The 18,109-nt window shown below is 64.4% G+C and carries 14 protein-coding genes and 1 tRNA gene; 2 read left to right on the top strand and 13 right to left on the bottom strand.

All coding sequences use genetic code 11. The annotated features are described in order from the left end of the window. Positions 1-23 precede the first annotated feature (23 nt). Positions 24-626 carry a DNA-3-methyladenine glycosylase gene (locus XH80_RS12080; protein ID WP_057754944.1) on the top strand — a complete coding sequence of 201 codons (603 nt, stop codon included), beginning with the start codon at positions 24-26 and terminating at the stop codon, positions 624-626. A 114-nt stretch (positions 627-740) separates the two neighbouring features. Here XH80_RS12080 and XH80_RS12075 read toward each other — a convergent pair whose 3' ends face one another. The 10 genes from XH80_RS12075 to XH80_RS12030 all read right to left on the bottom strand — a co-directional run bounded on the left by XH80_RS12075 (position 741) and on the right by XH80_RS12030 (position 12,017). After that, positions 741-3,617 (bottom strand): valine--tRNA ligase, encoded by a 2,877-nt coding sequence (locus tag XH80_RS12075; protein ID WP_271598783.1) that lies wholly within the window; start codon positions 3,615-3,617, stop codon positions 741-743. Between the two features lie 173 nt (positions 3,618-3,790). Continuing rightward, positions 3,791-4,558, bottom strand: a complete 768-nt coding sequence (locus XH80_RS12070) for a PopZ family protein (protein WP_271598782.1) — start codon at positions 4,556-4,558, stop codon at positions 3,791-3,793. Between the two features lie 303 nt (positions 4,559-4,861). Further along, entirely contained in the window at positions 4,862-6,253 is a 1,392-nt protein-coding gene (locus tag XH80_RS12065) for a TolC family outer membrane protein (protein ID WP_271598833.1), read from the bottom strand. A gap of 204 nt (positions 6,254-6,457) precedes the next feature. Beyond that, positions 6,458-7,120: a protein-L-isoaspartate O-methyltransferase family protein gene (locus XH80_RS12060; RefSeq protein WP_271598781.1), complete on the bottom strand. Its 663-nt coding sequence runs from the start codon at positions 7,118-7,120 to the stop codon at positions 6,458-6,460. A 139-nt stretch (positions 7,121-7,259) separates the two neighbouring features. Beyond that, the gene (locus XH80_RS12055) at positions 7,260-7,439 is read right to left on the bottom strand and encodes a hypothetical protein (protein ID WP_057754932.1); all 180 of its coding nucleotides are present in this window, start codon (positions 7,437-7,439) and stop codon (positions 7,260-7,262) included. Between the two features lie 213 nt (positions 7,440-7,652). Further along, positions 7,653-7,727, bottom strand: a tRNA-Asn gene (locus XH80_RS12050). Positions 7,728-7,872: 145 nt separating this feature from the next. Further along, the gene (locus tag XH80_RS12045; protein WP_271598780.1) at positions 7,873-8,241 is read right to left on the bottom strand and encodes a hypothetical protein; all 369 of its coding nucleotides are present in this window, start codon (positions 8,239-8,241) and stop codon (positions 7,873-7,875) included. 209 nt (positions 8,242-8,450) lie between these two features. Next, positions 8,451-10,160, bottom strand: a complete 1,710-nt coding sequence (locus XH80_RS12040) for a flotillin family protein (RefSeq protein ID WP_271598779.1) — start codon at positions 10,158-10,160, stop codon at positions 8,451-8,453. 11 nt (positions 10,161-10,171) lie between these two features. Beyond that, positions 10,172-10,840 carry an OB-fold-containig protein gene (locus tag XH80_RS12035; RefSeq protein WP_271598778.1) on the bottom strand — a complete coding sequence of 223 codons (669 nt, stop codon included), beginning with the start codon at positions 10,838-10,840 and terminating at the stop codon, positions 10,172-10,174. Positions 10,841-10,853: 13 nt separating this feature from the next. Beyond that, the gene (locus XH80_RS12030) at positions 10,854-12,017 is read right to left on the bottom strand and encodes a PspA/IM30 family protein (RefSeq protein WP_271598777.1); all 1,164 of its coding nucleotides are present in this window, start codon (positions 12,015-12,017) and stop codon (positions 10,854-10,856) included. A gap of 711 nt (positions 12,018-12,728) precedes the next feature. Here XH80_RS12030 and XH80_RS12025 point away from each other — a divergent pair. Further along, the gene (locus XH80_RS12025) at positions 12,729-13,871 is read left to right on the top strand and encodes a transporter substrate-binding domain-containing protein (protein ID WP_271598776.1); all 1,143 of its coding nucleotides are present in this window, start codon (positions 12,729-12,731) and stop codon (positions 13,869-13,871) included. A 40-nt stretch (positions 13,872-13,911) separates the two neighbouring features. Here the strand turns inward: XH80_RS12025 and XH80_RS12020 are convergent, their stop codons facing one another. The 3 genes from XH80_RS12020 to XH80_RS12010 form a co-directional block, all read right to left on the bottom strand. Next, entirely contained in the window at positions 13,912-14,295 is a 384-nt protein-coding gene (locus XH80_RS12020; RefSeq protein ID WP_271598775.1) for a RidA family protein, read from the bottom strand. Next, positions 14,292-16,643: an acetamidase/formamidase family protein gene (locus tag XH80_RS12015; RefSeq protein WP_271598832.1), complete on the bottom strand. Its 2,352-nt coding sequence runs from the start codon at positions 16,641-16,643 to the stop codon at positions 14,292-14,294. The genes XH80_RS12020 and XH80_RS12015 overlap by 4 nt, the downstream gene beginning before the upstream one ends. A 205-nt stretch (positions 16,644-16,848) precedes the next feature. Then, positions 16,849-18,090 carry an acetamidase/formamidase family protein gene (locus tag XH80_RS12010; protein WP_271598774.1) on the bottom strand — a complete coding sequence of 414 codons (1,242 nt, stop codon included), beginning with the start codon at positions 18,088-18,090 and terminating at the stop codon, positions 16,849-16,851. Between the last annotated feature and the right edge of the window lie 19 nt (positions 18,091-18,109).

Here is an 18,109-nt window from a genome sequence, read left to right as displayed (position 1 = left end):
TTCTCAGGCGATTCTCACCTCGAATGGCTCCAGTCTCGAAGTCTTCCACACCCCGGCTCGGCAAGGCCCTGAAGCGCAGCTTTTTCGACCGCGACGTCCGCGAGGTCGCGTCCGACCTGATCGGGGCGACCATGCTGGTCGACGGCGTCGGCGGGATCATCGTCGAGGTCGAGGCCTATCATCATACCGAGCCGGCGGCACATTCCTACAATGGCCCGACCCCGCGGAACCAGATCATGTTCGGTCCGCCCGGCTTTGCCTATGTCTACCGCTCCTACGGCATCCACTGGTGCGTCAACTTCGTCTGCGAGGCGGAAGGCTCGGCTTCCGCCGTGCTGATCCGCGCGCTGGAGCCGACGCATGGTTTGGCTGCGATGCGTCGCCGCCGCCATCTCCAGGAGGTGCACGCGCTGTGCTCGGGCCCAGGCAAACTGACCGAGGCCCTCGGCATCACCATCGCGCACAACGCCCTGCCCCTGGACCGGCCGCCGATCGCGCTGCATGCACGGACGGAGGATGTCGAGGTCGCAACCGGCATCCGGATCGGCATCACCAAAGCTGTCGATCTGCCCTGGCGCTATGGTGTCAGGGGCTCGAAATTCCTCAGCAAGCCGTTCCCGAAGTAACTGTCATTCCGGGATGGTCCGAAGGACCAGACCTCAGGTGCACGATTGCGCACCGGGGAATCTCGAGATTCCGGGTTCGGCTCTCCGAGCCGCCCCGGAATGACGTTACCGGGTTCACGACGCCTGCTTCAGCCGCTCCAGCGCCTCGAGCAGCTTGGCCTTGCGGGCCAGCGCCGCCTCGCGCTTTTCGCGCTCTTCCTCGACGACCTCCTCGGCCGCGTTGGCAACGAATTTTTCGTTGGCGAGCTTGGACTCGGCACGCTTGATGTCGGCGTCCGCCTTGCCGATTTCCTTGTCGAGACGGGTCCGTTCGGCGGCGAAATCGACCACGCCCTTCAGCGGCAGCGCCGCCACTTCGCCGCGCACCAGCAACTGAACCGCGCCGTCAGGCGCGCGATCGGCGAAGGAGATGTCAGACAGCCGCGCCATACGCTTGATGACGTCGGTCCAGCGCGGCGCGCGATCCCTGGTCTCGGCCGAGGCGCCCGCGAGCACCAGGGCAGTGAGCGTCGCCGGTGCGATGTTCATCTCGGCGCGGACCGAGCGGATCTGCGTGATCAGGTCGATCACCCAGCCGATCTCCGCTTCCGCCTTGGGATCGGTGAAGTCGGCATGGTCGAAGATCGGCATCACGAATGCCGGCGAGATCAGCGGATCGGTGGGACCTGCCGCCGCTGCCAGAATCGCCAATTGCTCCGGCGAGGGAGCGGCTGGCTTCAGCGGCCACTCCGCCAGCGCCAGCAGGCCGTCGCGCTTGGCCGTCACCTCCCACAGTTCTTCGGTGATGAAGGGCATGAAGGGGTGCAGCAGCTTCAGAATCTCGTCGCGCGCCCAGGCGACCATGGCGCGGGTCTCATTCTTGGCCGGGCTATCGGGACCGAGCAGCACGGGTTTTGCGAGCTCGACATACCAGTCGCAATAGACGTTCCAGACGAAGCGGTAGATGCTGCCTGCGGCGTCGTTGAAGCGATAGGCTTCAATGGCCTCGGTCACCTCGCGTGTGGTGTGCGCGGTCTCATGCGCGATCCAGCGATTCAGCGTTTCCTTGGCCTTGGCCGGCTCGAACCCTTCGGGCACGGCGCAATGGTTCATCTCGGCGAAGCGCGAGGCGTTCCAGAGCTTGGTCGCGAAATTGCGATAGCCCTCCACGCGGCTGGTGGCGAGCTTGATGTCGCGCCCCTGCGCGGCCATCGCAGCCAGCGTGAAGCGCAGCGCATCGGCGCCATATTCGTCGATCAGGTTGAGCGGATCGATGACATTGCCCTTCGACTTCGACATCTTGGCGCCCTTCTCGTCGCGGACGAGCGCGTGGATGTAGATCGTCGAGAACGGGATCTCCTTCATGAAGTGAAGGCCCATCATCATCATCCGGGCCACCCAGAAGAAGATGATGTCGAAGCCGGTCACCAGCGCGTTGGTCGGGTAGTAGCGCTGAACTTCGGGCGCGTCCTCGGGCCAGCCGAGCGTCGAGAACGGCCACAGCGCCGAGGAGAACCAGGTATCGAGCACGTCCTCATCGCGCGTGATGAAGCCCTCGCGCTTGTTGCGGTCGAGCGCCATCTCGCGGCCCTGCTCGGCCGTGATCACCTCCTGCTCGACGTAATAGCCGAGCGCGTGGCTGACCGCCTCCTCCTCGGTCTCCGCGACGAACACCTTGCCGTCGGGGCCGTACCAGGCCGGGATCTGATGGCCCCACCAGAGCTGGCGCGAGATGCACCAGGGCTGGATGTTCTCCATCCACTCGTAATAGGTCTTTTCCCAGTTCTTCGGCACGAAGGTCGTCTCGCCCGACCGCACCGCCGCGATTGCGGGTTTTGCCAGCGTCTTGGCGTCGACATACCACTGGTCGGTGAGATAAGGCTCGATCACGCTGCCCGACCGATCGCCGTGCGGGACCATGTGGGTGTGAGGCTCGATGCGTTCGACAAAGCCGAACGATTCCAGCCGCTCGACGATGCGCTTGCGCGCCACGAAGCGGTCGACCTTGTTGAACTCCTCGGCGAATTGCGTGGCGCCTTCCGGCAGGCCCTTCAGATAATCCTCGTTGTCGACGAGGTCGAGACAGCCTTCCTTGTCCAGCACGCTGATGCGGCGCAGGCCGTGGCGATTGCCGACCTCGAAATCGTTGAAGTCGTGCGCCGGCGTCACCTTCACGGCGCCCGAGCCCTTTTCCGGATCGGAATATTCGTCGGCGACGATCTTGATCTTGCGACCGACCAGCGGCAGGACCACGTTCCTGCCGATCAGCTTCTGATAGCGCTGGTCCTCGGGATGCACGGCCACGCCAGTGTCGCCGAGCATGGTCTCGGGACGCGTCGTGGCAACCACGATAAAGGTCGAGCGATCCTCCGGGTCGAAGGTCTTGCCCTCGATCGGATAGCGCAGATACCAGAGGTGACCCTTCACCTCGATCTGCTGCACTTCGAGATCGGAGATCGCCGTGAGCAGCTTGGTGTCCCAGTTCACCAGCCGCTTGTCCTTGTAGATCAGGCCTTCGCGGTGCAGCTCCACGAACACCTTGATGACGGCCTTGGACAGACCCTCGTCCATGGTGAAGCGCTCACGCGACCAGTCGCAGGAGGCGCCGAGGCGCTTGAGCTGGTTGATGATGGTGTCGCCGCTCTCGGCCTTCCACTGCCAGACCCGCTCCAGAAACTTCTCGCGACCCATCTCGCGGCGACCGGGCTGCTGGCGCTCCATCAGCTGGCGCTCGACCACCATCTGGGTGGCGATGCCGGCATGGTCGGTGCCGGGCTGCCACAGCACGTCGCGACCGCGCATGCGCTCGAACCGGCACAGAATGTCCTGGAGCGTGTTGTTGAGGGCGTGGCCCATGTGCAGCGAGCCCGTCACGTTCGGCGGCGGGATCACGATGGTAAAGGGCACCGCGTCGCGGCGGTCGGGACGGCCGGCCTTGAAGGCAAGGCTGTCCTCCCACACCACAGACATGCGGGCTTCGATATCGGCGGGCTGGTAATTTTTCTCGATCATGGGGCTGCTAGAAAGCCGCGCGCGGGGCTCAAGTCAACGGAAAGCTCAGCGGCAAAAGGGCTTTCCGGCCCGTTCGGAAGCCCTGATATAGCGCTCAAGCGGGGCTTAATCAGGGCTTGGCTTGGAAGAGCTTGGTTTGGAAGAGCTTGGCTTGGATGAGCCTGGCTTGGCCCTCAGCGGCCGCCGCGCGAGACCCGCTCGATTTCAGCCTTGACGATGCGTTCGACCAGGCCCGGCAGATTGTCGTCGAGCCAGGATTTCAGCATCGGACGCAGCATCTCCTTGACCAGGTCCTCCAGCGTCCGCGCATTGCTGCTGAGCACCGTGTGGGCCAGCGAGTTGAAGGCGGATTCGACCGCCGAGACGGTCGACTGGGCCAGAATCGGCTGCTGCGGCGGCAGCGGCGGCGCGTCATAATCGACCGGCGCGTAGGACGGCGGAGGCGCCGGACGCGGCGGCGGCGCCTCGGCGAATTCGAGATCGTCGCGCGGCTCGACCTTGCGGAAGCTTGGCGGCGGCGGCGCCGGTGTCGGCGCGGGATCCATCGCCATCTCGTCGGTCAGCTCGAGCACGTCGGGCTCGGGCTCCGGTTCGGGCTCGGGTTCAGGAGCCCGCACTTCGGGCGCCTCCGTGGCCTCGTCGAGCCCTGCCAGCAGTGCGTCGATATCGTCCTGGCTGTTGGGCCCGGCATCAGCGGCGGGCGCAGGCGGCGGAGGTGGCGCGGGCTTGGCAGCCGGCGGCGGCGCCGGCTTTTCGGCAGCAGGCTTTGCAGGAGCGATCTTGGATGGAGGAATGTCAGCCATCGGCTTTGCTGCAGGCGCAGGTGCAGGCTTTGCAGCCTCTGCGGGCGGCGGCTTCGCCTCGTCATCGGCAATGATGCGCCGGATCGAGGCCAGAATCTCCTCCATGGAGGGTTCTGTGACCTTTGCAGGCTGCGTCATCTCCGACTCCACATCATCAACGCCCTCGCATGCGTTGTTTTACACCAAGCACGACGGCATTGGCCGGTTCCGGATGCGTCGTCCGACATTTTCGTCGCGACAGCCAGACTTGTCCCCAGATCACGACTCAACATGAGGCGGCGCGCCCCTGCCCCGTCACTCAAGCGCCACGCACGCAACATCGGATGCGGGCCGAATCGATCGGCAGCATCTTGGCAAGGCTATGTCAGGGATTTTGACGATTGCAAGCAAGGCACCGGTCGGTCTCGGCAGTTTGCGAGGCCGACCGGAGAACTACGGCAATCAGCGTCCGTCAGGCGTGCGCACGCCGACCCAGCTGTCGCGGACCTGCTGGTAGTGCACGCTCGGATCGTAGACGGTGGTGTTGAGGCCGAGCACCTGCGGTGCAAGGCGGCCAACGGAGGCGAGCACGTTGTAGGATGCGACGACCCGATCGTGCTGTGCGGTGACCAGCGCGACGCGCGCATTGACCAGCGCCTGCTGGGCGTTGAGGACGTCGAGGGTGGTGCGCTGACCGGCCTTGGCTTCCTCGCGCACACCGTTCAGCGCGATCTCGGACGCGGTGACCTGCGCCTGCGCGGACTGCACCTGCGCCTTGCCGGCCTGCAAAGTCCCCCAGAACTGCACCACGTTGGCGCGAACAGTGTCGCGAGTCTTTTCGAGGTTCAGACGTTGCTGCGCCAGGTTTTCCTTCGATTGGCGGATCAGCGAATATTCTGCGCCGCCCTGAAAGATCGGCACGGAGGCCGTCGCGATGGCTGACGCGGTGCTCGTTCGGAAGACCGTCAGCTGCTGCTGGTAGGCCGTGCTGGCAGTCGCCGCGACCGTAACAGTCGGCAGCAACGCGCCTTCGTTGATCTTGACCTGGAGATAGTTGACGTCGATGCCGTACATCGCAGCCGTGACGTCGGGATGTTGGGTCAGGCTGAGCTCGACGGCCGAGGCGAGCGTTGGCGGCAGGAATCGGTCGACCGGGGAGCCCGGCGCCAGATTCGTCGGCTCGTTGCCGATGATCCGGCGGAAATTCGCGCGCGTCGTCGTGAGCGTCGATTCCGCGGTCAACGCTTGAGTCCTGCCGGCAGCCAGCTGCGCTTCGGACTGCGCGACGTCGGTGCGTGTCACTTCGCCCACGTTGAAGCGATCACGCGTCTGCTTCAGCGTCTGTTCGAGCACGCGCACGTTGCTGCGCTGGACTTCCAATGTCGCGGAGTCGCGCAGATAGTCCATATAGATCGTAGCTGCACTCAGAAGCACGGATTGGTCCATGCTGCGCAGTGCTTCGCGCGTACCGGAGACCTGGCTCTCCGCCGCGCGCGTCTTGTTGGCGGTCTGGTTGCCATTGTAGAGCGTCTGGCTGACGCTCACGCTGGCGGCGTTGGGCTGAAGCGGCGGGTCGCTATGGATCGCGAGGCCCTTCTGCGTCGGCTGGACGTCCTGGTATTGATAACCGCTGCTGAGGCTCAGATTGACCTTCGGGCGATAGCCCGACAGGGCCTGAGGCACGCCTTCGTCGGTCGAGCGCACCTGCGCACGCTGTGCGTTGAGCTGCGGATTGTTCTGATAGGCGCGCACGAGCGCAGCCTCGATCGTATCCGCCAATGCAGGCACCGGCCCGGCAAGCGCCATCAGCAGGACCGAAACCGCTGCTCCGGTGAAAAGCTTCACCCCATGCATCCCTGAAATTCCGTTCATTCTCACGCCAGGCTCGTGCCCGCGAGCCTGGTTACCGTATCCGAGTGGAGTCGTTGCCCCGCCGCAACATAAGACGCGGTCAAGCGCGACGGAACCACCTCCCGGTGGTTCTCAGTGGAAACTCTTCACGTGCAGCATCCCGGCCACACTTCTGATTCAGAACGGGATTTTACGGGGTTTCGGTCGTCAGAAGACGAAGGCAGGGGCCCGTTCCAGGCCGGGCAGCACCGGGGCAGCCGCGTCGAACAGCGGCCGGTAGCCGAACTCGCCGTGCGAGCGGGTCACGATCATGGCCCGAGAGGGCCTGGATTCGGCCGAGACCCCCACCAGGCGCCCGCCTTCTTTGAGCTGGCCAAACAGGCCGTCCGGCGTCACTTCGGTGGCGCCGTTGAGGACGATCACGTCATAGGGCGCGCCGGCCGGCTCGCCCTCGGTGCAGGCGGCAGCCTTGCAGGTCACATTGGTGAGCCCGAGCGCGGCGAAGGCGTCCTTGGCTTTGGCCACCAGAGCCGAATCGCTTTCCGTGGCTGTAACCTGGCGCGCGAGCCTCGCGGTCAGCGCCGCGAGATAGCCGGTCGCGCAGCCGACCACCAGTACGCTGTCGCCCTCGCCGATCTCGGCGGCCTGGAGCAGCTTGCCGGTGAGCTGCGGCTTGATCAGGAAGCGCTTGGCGCCGCTCTCGCTGACATCGAGATCGAGGTCGAGATAGGCCAGAGCCTGCCGGCCCGCCGGCACGAAGGCCTCGCGGGGAACCGTGAGCATGGCATCGAGAATGCGGCGATCGGTGACGTCATTGGTGCGCACCTGGCCATCGACCATTTTTTGGCGCGCGGTCGAGAAACCGGACATTTGCGGACCCTGCAAGGCGGACGATGCCGCGAAAGATGAATTTGGCGGCATCTTTGGAACAGGCTCCGCGAAAACGCAACACGTCCGTTGGCCGGTCAGCCAGCGGCTGCGCAACGTCAGCGCATAGAGGTGCGAAGGCTTATTCGATCGCGACCGCCAGACGGCCAATCAGGGCCGCCACTTCGTCCAGCCGCGCCGAATCGGGTGTCTCGACCGCGCGAGCGAGACAGGCAAGGCACTGATCGTCGCTCAATTCAGGGATATCAGCCGGCAGAATCGAGGGGGCCTGGTCGGCACGGTCGATCTGGATGTCGGGCATGGGAATCAGCTCCGTAAGGGTCCGGCCCAACGAAGCTCGATGTGAATTAAGTCGATTTGGTGCCGTCTGCGTTACGGTGTGCGTCTCGACGTACACATCCGCTTGAACACGATTCTGCGGGGCCTGGCCGTGCGACGGGTTGAGAGACCAATCGAGCAAGATCGCGCGCCACATCAATATGCGCCTGCAAATTATTGAAAGTAAGGCGGAATTTGGCTCCCCGGGCTGGATTCGAACCAGCGACCATCCGATTAACAGTCGGATGCTCTACCGCTGAGCTACCGAGGAAAAGGGCGAACCGTTCGTTCGCGCGCGCTGCGTATAACAAAGCCGATTGCGCTTGCAAAGGACGAATTCGTCATCATCCGCAAAGCATCGAGGTAGGGCTGATCGAGCCCTCCCCGCGGGCTTGTTAGGCCTCGGTCAGGCCGAGTTACTCGGCGACGAACGAGGTGGTCTTGGTGCCGGGGTCGTAGCGCAGCCGCAGCGCCGTAAACTTGCAGAGGTTGACGTTCTTCCAGAGGACAGACTCGTCATAGTTCTGCCAGTCGACGCGGATGTTCCAGACGCACCCCTCATCGTCATCGTCGAACTCGACATAGGTGCTCGCCTGGTTCTGCAAAACCTTGTCAAGTTCGTTGTCCCATTCGTCCAGGCCATCGTCAGGGGCATTGAAGCCGAGGAATTTGATGGCGTAGCCGGTCTCGTTGACGACGGTGACGTTGCGGGCATCGGCGGCGAAGGCTGCCGTGGCAGCGACAGACAGGCCAACGGCGATCAGCCCGGAGAGAAAATACTTCATATGAAATCCCCGATCGAAACAGGCCTCAGCGCCCGACGTCGATCGGCGCAGGCGCCGCGGCAACAAATGGCGTTGCCTCGAGAAATTCGTCCGGAGCGCAGTCGAAAGGCTCAACACGCAATCGAACCGCGCTCCGGAGCCGTGCGCGACGCGAGACGCGCACGGGACGTTCTTATCGTTCCGACTTCTCAGCAGCAATGAACCGGCATTCATAGATCGGCCGAGTTGGTTTTCTCCGGCGCAGGCACCGCCGCCGGCGTACCCGCCGCACCATTGGCCTTGCCGGTCACGGCGCCGACCAGCGCCTTCACGGGATCATCGCCGGGCGCAAAGCCGCTCTGGCGCAGGATCTCGTCGATCATCGGTCGCAGCGCGTGCACCTTGAGCAGCTCGCCGGCGAGCCCCTCGCCGAAGCCGACGCCGCCGCCCACAGCTCCGTTGCCATTGCCACCGAACGCGCCGCCGGTGTGAAGGATGCGGACGTCCTTGAGGTTGGCGATCGGCCTGACCATCTCCGCCAACGCCGAGGGCATCGTCTCGATCCGCTTCTTGGCGATCTCGAAATCGATGACGTTGGCGCCGAGCTTGTTCTGCGCCTCGTTCTTCATGGTGATGACGGCAGCCTCGGCCTCGCCGATGTTGCGCACGCCAACCGCCTTGATCTTGTTGGATTCAGCTTCGGCGGTCGCCAGCGTCTTGACGGCCTCGGCGCGGTCGAGCGAGGCCCTCTTCTCGGCTTCGGCCGCGACGATCAGCTCGGTCGATTTGCGTTCGGCCTCGGTGCGTGCGGCCAGCACCTGGGTCAGACGGGCACGGTCCGCGACCTCGACGGCGCGCGCGGTGACCACCTTTTCTTCGGCGGAAACGGCAAGCGCTTCGGCCGTCTTGGCCTCGGCGACAGCTTCCGAGGTCTGCTTGCTCTTGGCCGCGATCTGGATCTCGTTCTCCTGCGTGGCGATCTGGATCTCGCGCTGCGCGTCGGTCTTACGCTTGTTGATCGCAAGATCCGACTCGATGACTGCGGTCTCCTTGATTTGTTTCGCGCCCGCTTCCTTCTCGGCGACCGCCCGATCGGTGTCGATGCGGGCGTTCTCTTCCGTCAGGCGCGCGGTCTGGGTTGCGGTTGCGACCTCGGCGCGCGTGCTCGCAGTCTTGTTGGCGATGTCGCGCTCCTGCGACAGCTCGGCCTCCTTCTTGGTCCGCTCGATCCCCAGCGTCTGCTGGCGCGCTTCAAGATCCTTCTGGGCGATCGCGACTTCGTTGTCGCGCACAATGGCGTTGCGGTCACGGCGGCGGGTCTCGGTGATGGTCTTGAGCTGGGTCAGACCTTCGGCGTCGAAGAAGTTCTCGGGGTTGAAGAACTTCACGTCGGTCTGGTCGAGTTTTGTCAGTGACACCGACTCCAGTTCGAGGCCGTTGGATTTCACGTCGGACTCGACCGTTGCCTGCACGTGCTTGACGAAATCGCTGCGCTTTTCCTGCAATTCCAGGATGGTCATGGTCGCCGCCACCGAGCGCAGGCCGTCGACGAATTTCGCCTCGACCTGGTTGCGCAGGGCTTCGGCGTCATTGGTCAGCGCGCCCAAGGTCTGGCTCGCCAGCGCAATGCTCTCGTCGTCGGGGCGAACGCGGACGTAGAATTCGGCGACGATGTCGACGCGCAACCGGTCCTTGGTGATCAGGGACTCCCGCTCCTTGCGCTCGACCGTGAGCCTGAGCGTCTTCAGGTTGACGCTGGCATAGGAATGGAAGATCGGCAGGATCATGGCGCCGCCGTCGAGCACGACCTTCTTGCCGCCGAGGCCGGTGCGCACGAAGGCCTCGTCGCGCGTGGCGCGCTTGTAAAGGATGGTGAAGATGATGCCCAAAACGACGATCAGCGCGACGCCGATCATGGCCGGGACTGCGATGTCGAACATAACTTTCTCCGCTAATGGACTTGCTGGCTTAGAGTTGCTTTGGCCGGTTTGAGTTCATCGTCTGCCTTCACCGCGACGAAACGGGTGTCGACACGATCGACCAGGAGGACGAGGGTTCCCTGCGGCAGCGGCGCCGAGTCCGGCGCTGCAACCGCAAGCACGAAGTGGCGGTTGCCGTGGATATCGGCGACGCTGACGCGACCGGGCGGGCCCTGGTCGAGCGGGCCGACGACGACCTCACCGACGCGGCCGACGAGATCGCCGAGGCCGATAACGTAGCTTTCGTCCTTCGGAATGATCCGGGCGATACCCCGGCTCGCGCCGCGGACCAGCGGGACCGAGACCACGACCGCCGCCAGCGAAGCGATTGAAGCCGGCAAGGGCCCGGCCACCATCCGTGCGACGTCCTGGATCAGGAAGCCGGTGATCGAGAAGGCGCCCAGCGCCAGCAGCAGGAAGATCAAGAGCGGCACGCCGCCGACATTGATCCAGGAGATGGCGTTGATCACGCCATTGTCGCTGGAATGGCTGAAATCGATGCTGGTGCCGAGCATCTCGCTCAAGGAGGCCCCGACCAGCATCGTGACCACTTCGAGCGCGCCGACGATGAGGATCATGGCCGCCGCGATCGCAAACGGCCGGACCTCCGGCGCCATGACGTGTTCGAGCAATGCGCTCATGACACGATACTCTTCAGGAACGCGACTTCAACCGCGCGAGCCTTGCCGCAATCTCCTTGTCGCGATGCAGCGCGCTGAGCTCGTCGATGTCGCTGGAATACGGAATGCCCGCCGGCACGCCGGTGACGCGCGCCACCGCCCTGCCCGCACGCAGCGCCTTCGCCGCCGCGGCGCTGCCGCCGCGCTTACGCGGCGAATGCGAAGCGTGGTGGCTTGCTTCCGCCTCGCTCTTTGCGAGATCGCCGCGGCGCTGCTCGGCATCCTGCAGCGCCGAGAGCACGGCACGCAGCGATGTCACGCTACTCTCGATCTTCTCGTTGTTCTCGTCGATGGCGCGGGAGAGCACCTCGAACTGGGCCTCCAGATCCATCTGCCGGGCGATGCCGGCGCGGGCGAGATCGTCGCGGCCGCCTGTGATCGCGCCCTCGATCTTGGCGGCAAGATCGGTCATCTCGCGGTCGATCTCGGTGCGGCGGGCGTTGAGGCGGTATTCCTCGGCGCGGGCAGCGGCGAGTGCATCGCGCGCCTCGCTCTCGGCGCGCTCGATCTCGCGGATGGCCTGGCCCACGACTTTCAGCTTGTTGTTGCCTTCCGCCTGCTCGATCGCGTCATAGGCGATGCCGGCGATCAGACGTCCGACCCGGGACAGGAAATTCTCGGGAGCGGCTGCGATGGTATCCATAGCGTTCTCCTCCTCTGGCAGACTGTTCGGCGTGACGCCGTAGTGAACCTCGAAACCGTCGTCGGTGCGGATCAGGTGCGCGGGCACGCTCTGCCCCCAGCCCTCCGCGTAGCCGGCATAGTCGAAGGGGACGCTGAACCGCCCCTGCACGGTCGAAATCGAAATGGTGGCCGGGCCCTTGATCTTGGCGAGCTTGTCGTCGAGCGGCAGGCGGCGGCCTTGCGACGCGCGGTACTCGGCGCGGTCGCGCAGGCCCAGCGTCACCAGCCGCGACGGCAGCGCGGTCTCTTTGCGGATCGGCTCATAGGCATGGGCGTGCAGCAGGACGACGTTGGAGCCCACATTGTGGGTCCGCGCGACCTCATCCAGGATCTCCATCATGCGGTCATAGGCCTGGAACGTCGCCTCCATCGCGGCCTTGGCGGCCGGGTCAGGGGCAAGCCGGTATCGAAGCGCCGATGGCGCATTTCGGGGCGACGGGCTCATGGAAAGCACTAAAGCACCATTTTAGTGCTTTCCATGAGGGAAGCTCGATCAAATTCCGCTGATCCTGGTGCACTCTATGGGTTAGTCGCTGTCGCCTGGGGCCGCGTTCAAGGCGGCCCATCACTCCTACCTCACCGCCGATCAAGACTTCTTGCACGCGCTGGTTGCAATTTGAGACGAAATGCGAGGGAGCGATTGGCAACGCAGTTGGCAGCTCCGCCTCATGTCCCGGACACGCTGCAAGGTGAAACGTTGCGGCGCAGAGCCGGGGCGCGAGAACGAGGTTGACGCGCTCCACTCTCTCCACCGTCATTGCGAGGAGCCCTTCGCGACGAAGCAACCCAGAATCTTTCCGCGGAGGGATTCTGGATTGCTTCGCTACGCTCGCAATGACGGAGCGAGGGGCCTGCATGGCGCTCCGATAACTCGCATCTTACTCGCAGATATAGCTCCGCGTCCTGCGTCCACCATGGCTCACCCCACGTTCGTGACGATCGCGATACGCCCCTCTGACCGGGAAGAGGTGACGCATGAATACGCCAAAGCCGAATTTCGGTAACACGGAATATTTTCGCGCGCGCCGATTGACCCGCTGCTTGGGTGTTTTGCCCGCCGGGCAACGCAAGGGATGGTGTTTTATTCCGGACTGGGCCATCAATCCGTCACGGGACTATCCCCTCAAGCGTCCGCCGAGCGCGGTTCGAGACCGGGACACGATCGATGACTGCTCCGCATCAGGCGACCGGCTCTCGAGTGCGAACCGCCCGGCTGCTCTGGGCACTCGCCGTCAGGATCGCACGCGGGCCGGTGTTGGCACTGCTCATCTGCGCGGCGTGGTCGACGGCCGAGGCCGAGACCGCCAAGCTGAGGGTCGCGACCCGCATCGTGCCTCCCATGGTCGTCGAGAATAACGGCGTGCTGGGCGGCTTCAGCATCGAGCTCTGGAACAGCATCGGCAAGCGGCTCAATCGCGAGACCGAATATGTCGTGTTGCCCGACGTGAGCGAATTGCTCGATGCGGTGGCAAGCGGACGAGCCGATCTCGCCATCGCGGCAATCTCGATCACGTCGGAGCGCGAGGACAGGTTCGACTTCTCGCAGCCGATCATGAACTCGGGCCTGCAAATCCTGGTGCGCGGCACGGCCGTCAATGTCGAAGCCAATCCGCTCCGCGAGCTGATGCAATTGTTCTTCTCGCGCACCCTGCTGGTCTGGCTCGGCATTGCGCTGCTCCTGATCCTCGTGCCGGCGCACCTGATGTTCCTGGTCGAGCGCACGCATCACAGCGGCATCATTCCAACCCAAAAATATTTTCCGGGGATTTTCCATGCGATGTTCTGGGCGGCGGGCACGCTGGCCACCCAGGCCGATCAGATGCCGCGGCACTGGATAGCCCGGATCGTGGCCGTGCTGTGGATGTTCACGGGGGTGGTGTTCGTCGCGTTCTATACAGCCCAACTGACGGCTTCACTGACGGTGCAGCAGATCAAGGGGCCGATCAACGGCCAGCAGGATCTTGTCGGCAAGACAGTCGGCAGCACGCGCGGCAGCACGGCAACGGCCTATCTGAACGAGCTCAAGGCAGAGGTTCGCGAGTTCGAGAAGGTCGATGACCTCTACAAGGCGCTGCTGGACCAGCAGGTCGACGCCGTCGTGTTCGATGCACCCGCCCTGCTCTACTACACCACTCATGACGGCCGGGGATTGGCGCGGACTGTCGGCGACGTCTTTCACAAGGAAGATTACGGCATTGTCTTCCCAACCGGCAGTCCTTTGCGCAAGCAGGTCAACGAAGCCCTTCTGGGGCTGCGCGAGAACGACACCTATCTGCGGATCTACGAGGAATGGTTCGGTAAGCACTAAGGCGCGATGAGATCGGGTTGAATCGTCATGGGGCTGGCCGTCATGGCCGCCGGCAGACCAAATCGATCTCGATCAACGCATCGTAGGCAAGCCCGGTGACGCCGACACAGGTGCGGGCCGGAAGGCAACCGGGTGCAAAGTACGTGCGGTAAGTCTCGTTCATCATGGCGTAGTCTTCCTTGAAGCGAGTCAGGTACACGCGCGTCATCACCACGTGCTCGAGGCCGAGATCGAGACCGGCAAGAACCAGTTTCAAGTTCTCCATCACGGCACGGGTTTGCGCGACGATGCCGTCGGGCAGGACGCCCGGTGCGTGTGGCGTATCCGGCATCTGGCCGGTGACGAAGACAAAGCCGTCGGTTTCGACGGCGTGGCTGAAGGGCGCGACCGGCTTCGGTCCGCCGCTGATCATGTGGAATTTCACTCGAATGATCCCTGGGTTTTGGACGCGTCCCGAAACAGGCGCTTGCTGAGGATGGCGTGCACGCCCCAATTGCCGTCGACCACCTGCGTCACGCCGAAATCGACCGCGGCCGACATCAGCGCGATCGCCTCGTCCTCGCTGAGGCCCTTCACGTTCATCAGGAAACGCCGCATCTTGCGGAACGCATCCTTCATGGCGAGGTCGAGCGAGGATGTTGCATAGACCTCGCTCTGGCCCTGCGCGCCGAACTCGGCGAGATAATTGGGATGGCTGAAGCCGGTCAGAACCCAGTCGGTCGCGGTCTCGATCAGGGGATAAGAGAGATCGGCAAAGGGCCGGCCGGCGAGATCCGCCTTCTTGTGCAGGATCACCTCGAACGTCCCGGTCATCGAGCATTCAATCGCGGTGCCACTGAGCTCACCGTCGCCCTGTGTAGCGTGGGAATCCCCGACAGATAGCAGCGCGCCGGGAACGGACACCGGCAGATAAACCGTCGATCCCTTGCCCAGCCGCCAATTGTCGAGGTTGCCGCCGAAATAGGACGGCGGAACCGAGTCGACGAAGTCAACCTCGCGCGGTGCTACCGCGATCACGCCGAAATGCGGCCGCAGCGGAATACGGACGCCGTCGAGCACGGCATGCCGGCGCTTGATCGTAGCAGGTGCAACGGGAATGCCAGGATAGTCGTAGGTGGCGTGCACAACACCGAAGGGATCGGTCTGCGGTTCCCAGCGGTAGGAATAAAGCGCGCGGGCGTGCGGCTCCACGGCGTCGTCGAAGATCTCGTAGATGGTGACGATCTCGCGCGGCTTCGGGCCGCCGAGAAACTCGTTGTAGTGATAGCCCCACCACGCCGCCACCGAAGAGCCGAATATGCGACCCGCATGGTCCGGGCTACGACTTGCGCGAGGCACGATGTCGAGGATGCGCACCTCCAGCACGTCGCCGGGCTGCGCGTCCTTCACCGCAACGGGCCCGGTGCAGATGTGGACGCCAAACCCCTCGCCGGCGCCACGACCAAACACGCTGGCATCCATAGGCCCCGCGCCGCGGCGGTCGACGTTCTTCCTGGCGGCCGTCCAGCCAAACACGCTTTCGGCGCCGGGATCGCCTGCGATCATCATCTCCGGCGCGTCCGAGGCGTGCTGGGTCAGGGTCTCGATCGTGATGGTGTCGCCAGAAGCGATCTCGATCTGCGGCGGCAGCGAGCGGCTGAAGTAGCCCCAATGGACGCGACTGGCCTCGACCGGGAGATGATGATGCCGTTGCCCGGCGGGGCTCGCCTCCTCGGTGTCCGTGCGCAAGACATTGCTGCAGGCCTCCGCGCTCGCATGTACGCGCAGCTGCGCAAGCGCCTCTTGCGGCCAGCCGCGCTGACCGGCAAGACCGTGCTGCAACGTCGCGCGCTCGGCCTCCTGCTGGCGAAACTCGCGCGGCGCGAGGCCAAAGCGATGGCGGAAGGCGCGGCTGAAATGGGCGGAATCGCCGAAGCCATAGGCGTAGGCGATTTCCGAGATCGAGCGATGCGCTTCGGTCGGGCTCGACAGATCGGCCCAGGCGCGCTGGAGCCGTCGCTCGCGAACGTAATGGGTAAAGTTGTCGCCCACGGTTTCGAACAGCTTTTGCAGGTAGCGCTCGGAAATCCCCTCAGCCTGTGCGACGCGCACCGGCACCAGATCAGGATCGCCGAGACGGCGTTCGATGGTCTGGCAGATCCGGTGCAGCAGCGCGGCCTGCGTCGCACTCGATCCCGCGTCTGACGTCGCGGTGGCCTGCTGATGGGCAAGCGTCAGCAGGAGATCGACCAGCGACTGCGCGACCGCATTCCACTCGGCATCGCCGAGTGTGTCGAGCGTGCGCGCGGTCGCGTCCAGCAGGCGGGCGAAGACGTCAGCGAATCCGCCTGATGGAACGACACGGGGCTCGCCGAGCCGAGGTTTGCCGGAGAGGCGCCCATGCAGCGCCTCCGAGGTCACGGCCAGCACGATGGCGCGCATGTCGCGCTGGAACACGATGCTCCAGTCGCCGCTGCGCGGCAGCAGCACCAGATGGCCAACCGGAACGATGCGATGACCGGCCGTGCTTTTCAGCACCATGCCATCCTCGACCGGCATCAACGCGATCGGCGGATCGTCATTCGCTTGCGCGAGCGGTGCGACGCTCTGCGCGCCCGCCGCCATGCGCGTCAGCGCGACGCCTGTGGCATGACGATGCGAGGCGGTCGCGTGTCCGTCATAAAACGAGTTATTCGCCGCCGGTCGCAGGCCGACCGCAGCCAGCACGTCCCGCCAGGCTTCAGGGCGGTCGTCTTGCGCGTAGGACTCGCTCGTGAACGGGCGAAAACTCATCGGATCGACCCAGATTGCGGTCGATCGAAGCAACCTCTGTGCCAGACGCACGCGGTCATCCGTCGCAGCGACGGGCTGCAGATGAGGTTCGTTGGTCACCGCGATTGTCCTGCCAGTCGTTCCGGGGCTCGCGAAGCGAGAACCCGGAACCTCGAGATTCCGGGTTCGGTCCTGCGGACCGCCCCGGAATGACGGAGTATGGCCATCACTCGCACCGAAACATGTTCTTTCTGATCGTGCCGTGGACGCCCCAATTGGCATCGACGACCTGGGTGACGCCGAAATCGGCGCCCACCGACATCAGCGAGATCGCCTCGTCCTCGCTGAGACCATGCACGGTCATCAGGAACCGGCGCAGTTTCCGGAACGCATCGCGCATCGCGCGGTCGAGGCTTGAGTGGTTGGCAATCTCGGTTTGTGCGTCGGCACCGAGGGCTGCGAGATAGTTCGGATAGGTGAACCCATAAAATGACCAGGCGTGGTCGGTCTCGAGCATGGGATGGTCGAGGCCTTCGAGATGGGTGCCGGCCAGATCAGCCTTCTTGTGCAGGATGAACTCGAAATCGCCGGTCAGCGAGGTTTCGATCGCGGTGCCGCCGAGCTCACTGTCGCCTTGCGCGGCATGGGGATCGCCGACCGAGAAATAGGCGCCTGGCACCGCGACCGGATAGAACATGCGCGCGCCCTTGCCGATGCGCCAATCGTCGATATTGCCGCCGGTGTAGCTCGGCGGGATCGAGCTGACGAAATCGGCCTCCGACGGCGCGAGGCCCATGGTGCCGAAGTGCAGTCGCGCCGGCACCTTCACGCTCGCGAGGATGTTCTCGCGTTTCCTGATCGTGGCGTGGTCGACACGGACGCCGGGATAATCGATGGTCGGATGCACGATGCCGTCGGGGTCGGTCTGCGGGGTCCAGACGTAGTTGTAGACGGCTTTCGCGTAGGGCTCGCCTGAGGTGTCGAGCTCGAAGATGGTGACAACCTCGCGCGGCTTCGGCTCCTCGATCAGGTCGTGATAGTGAAAGCCCCAATTCGCCGCAACATTGGAGCCGAAGCAGCGGCCGGCATGGCAGGCGCTGCAGCTCGGCCGCGGCCTGATATCGAGGATGCGCACCTCTAGAATATCGCCGGGTTCGGCGCCCTCGATTGCCACCGGACCTGTGAGGAGATGCACGCCGATCCCCTCGCCTGCGCCGCGGATGAACGGGCCTTCGGTCGGGCCTGAGCCGCGGCGCGCCACCGCCTTGTGCTCGCGCGTCCACTGGAACACGCTCTCGGCGCCGGGATCGCCCGCGATCATCCGCTCGTAATCGTCATTGGCGTGATGGGTGAGCGTCTCGATGGTGGCGCGATCGCCCGAACGCAGTGTCAGCACCGGCGTAACTTTCTTGGAGAAATAGCCCCAGTGGACGGTTCTGGGCGAAACCGGCAGCGTGAAATGCTTCATGAGGTGGCCTCTTCGGGAG

Source organism: Bradyrhizobium sp. CCBAU 45384 (assembly GCF_028128665.1).
Taxonomy (GTDB): domain Bacteria; phylum Pseudomonadota; class Alphaproteobacteria; order Rhizobiales; family Xanthobacteraceae; genus Bradyrhizobium; species Bradyrhizobium manausense.
Note: the sequence above shows the minus strand (reverse complement) of the source record. Positions and strands in the feature narration are given on the sequence as shown.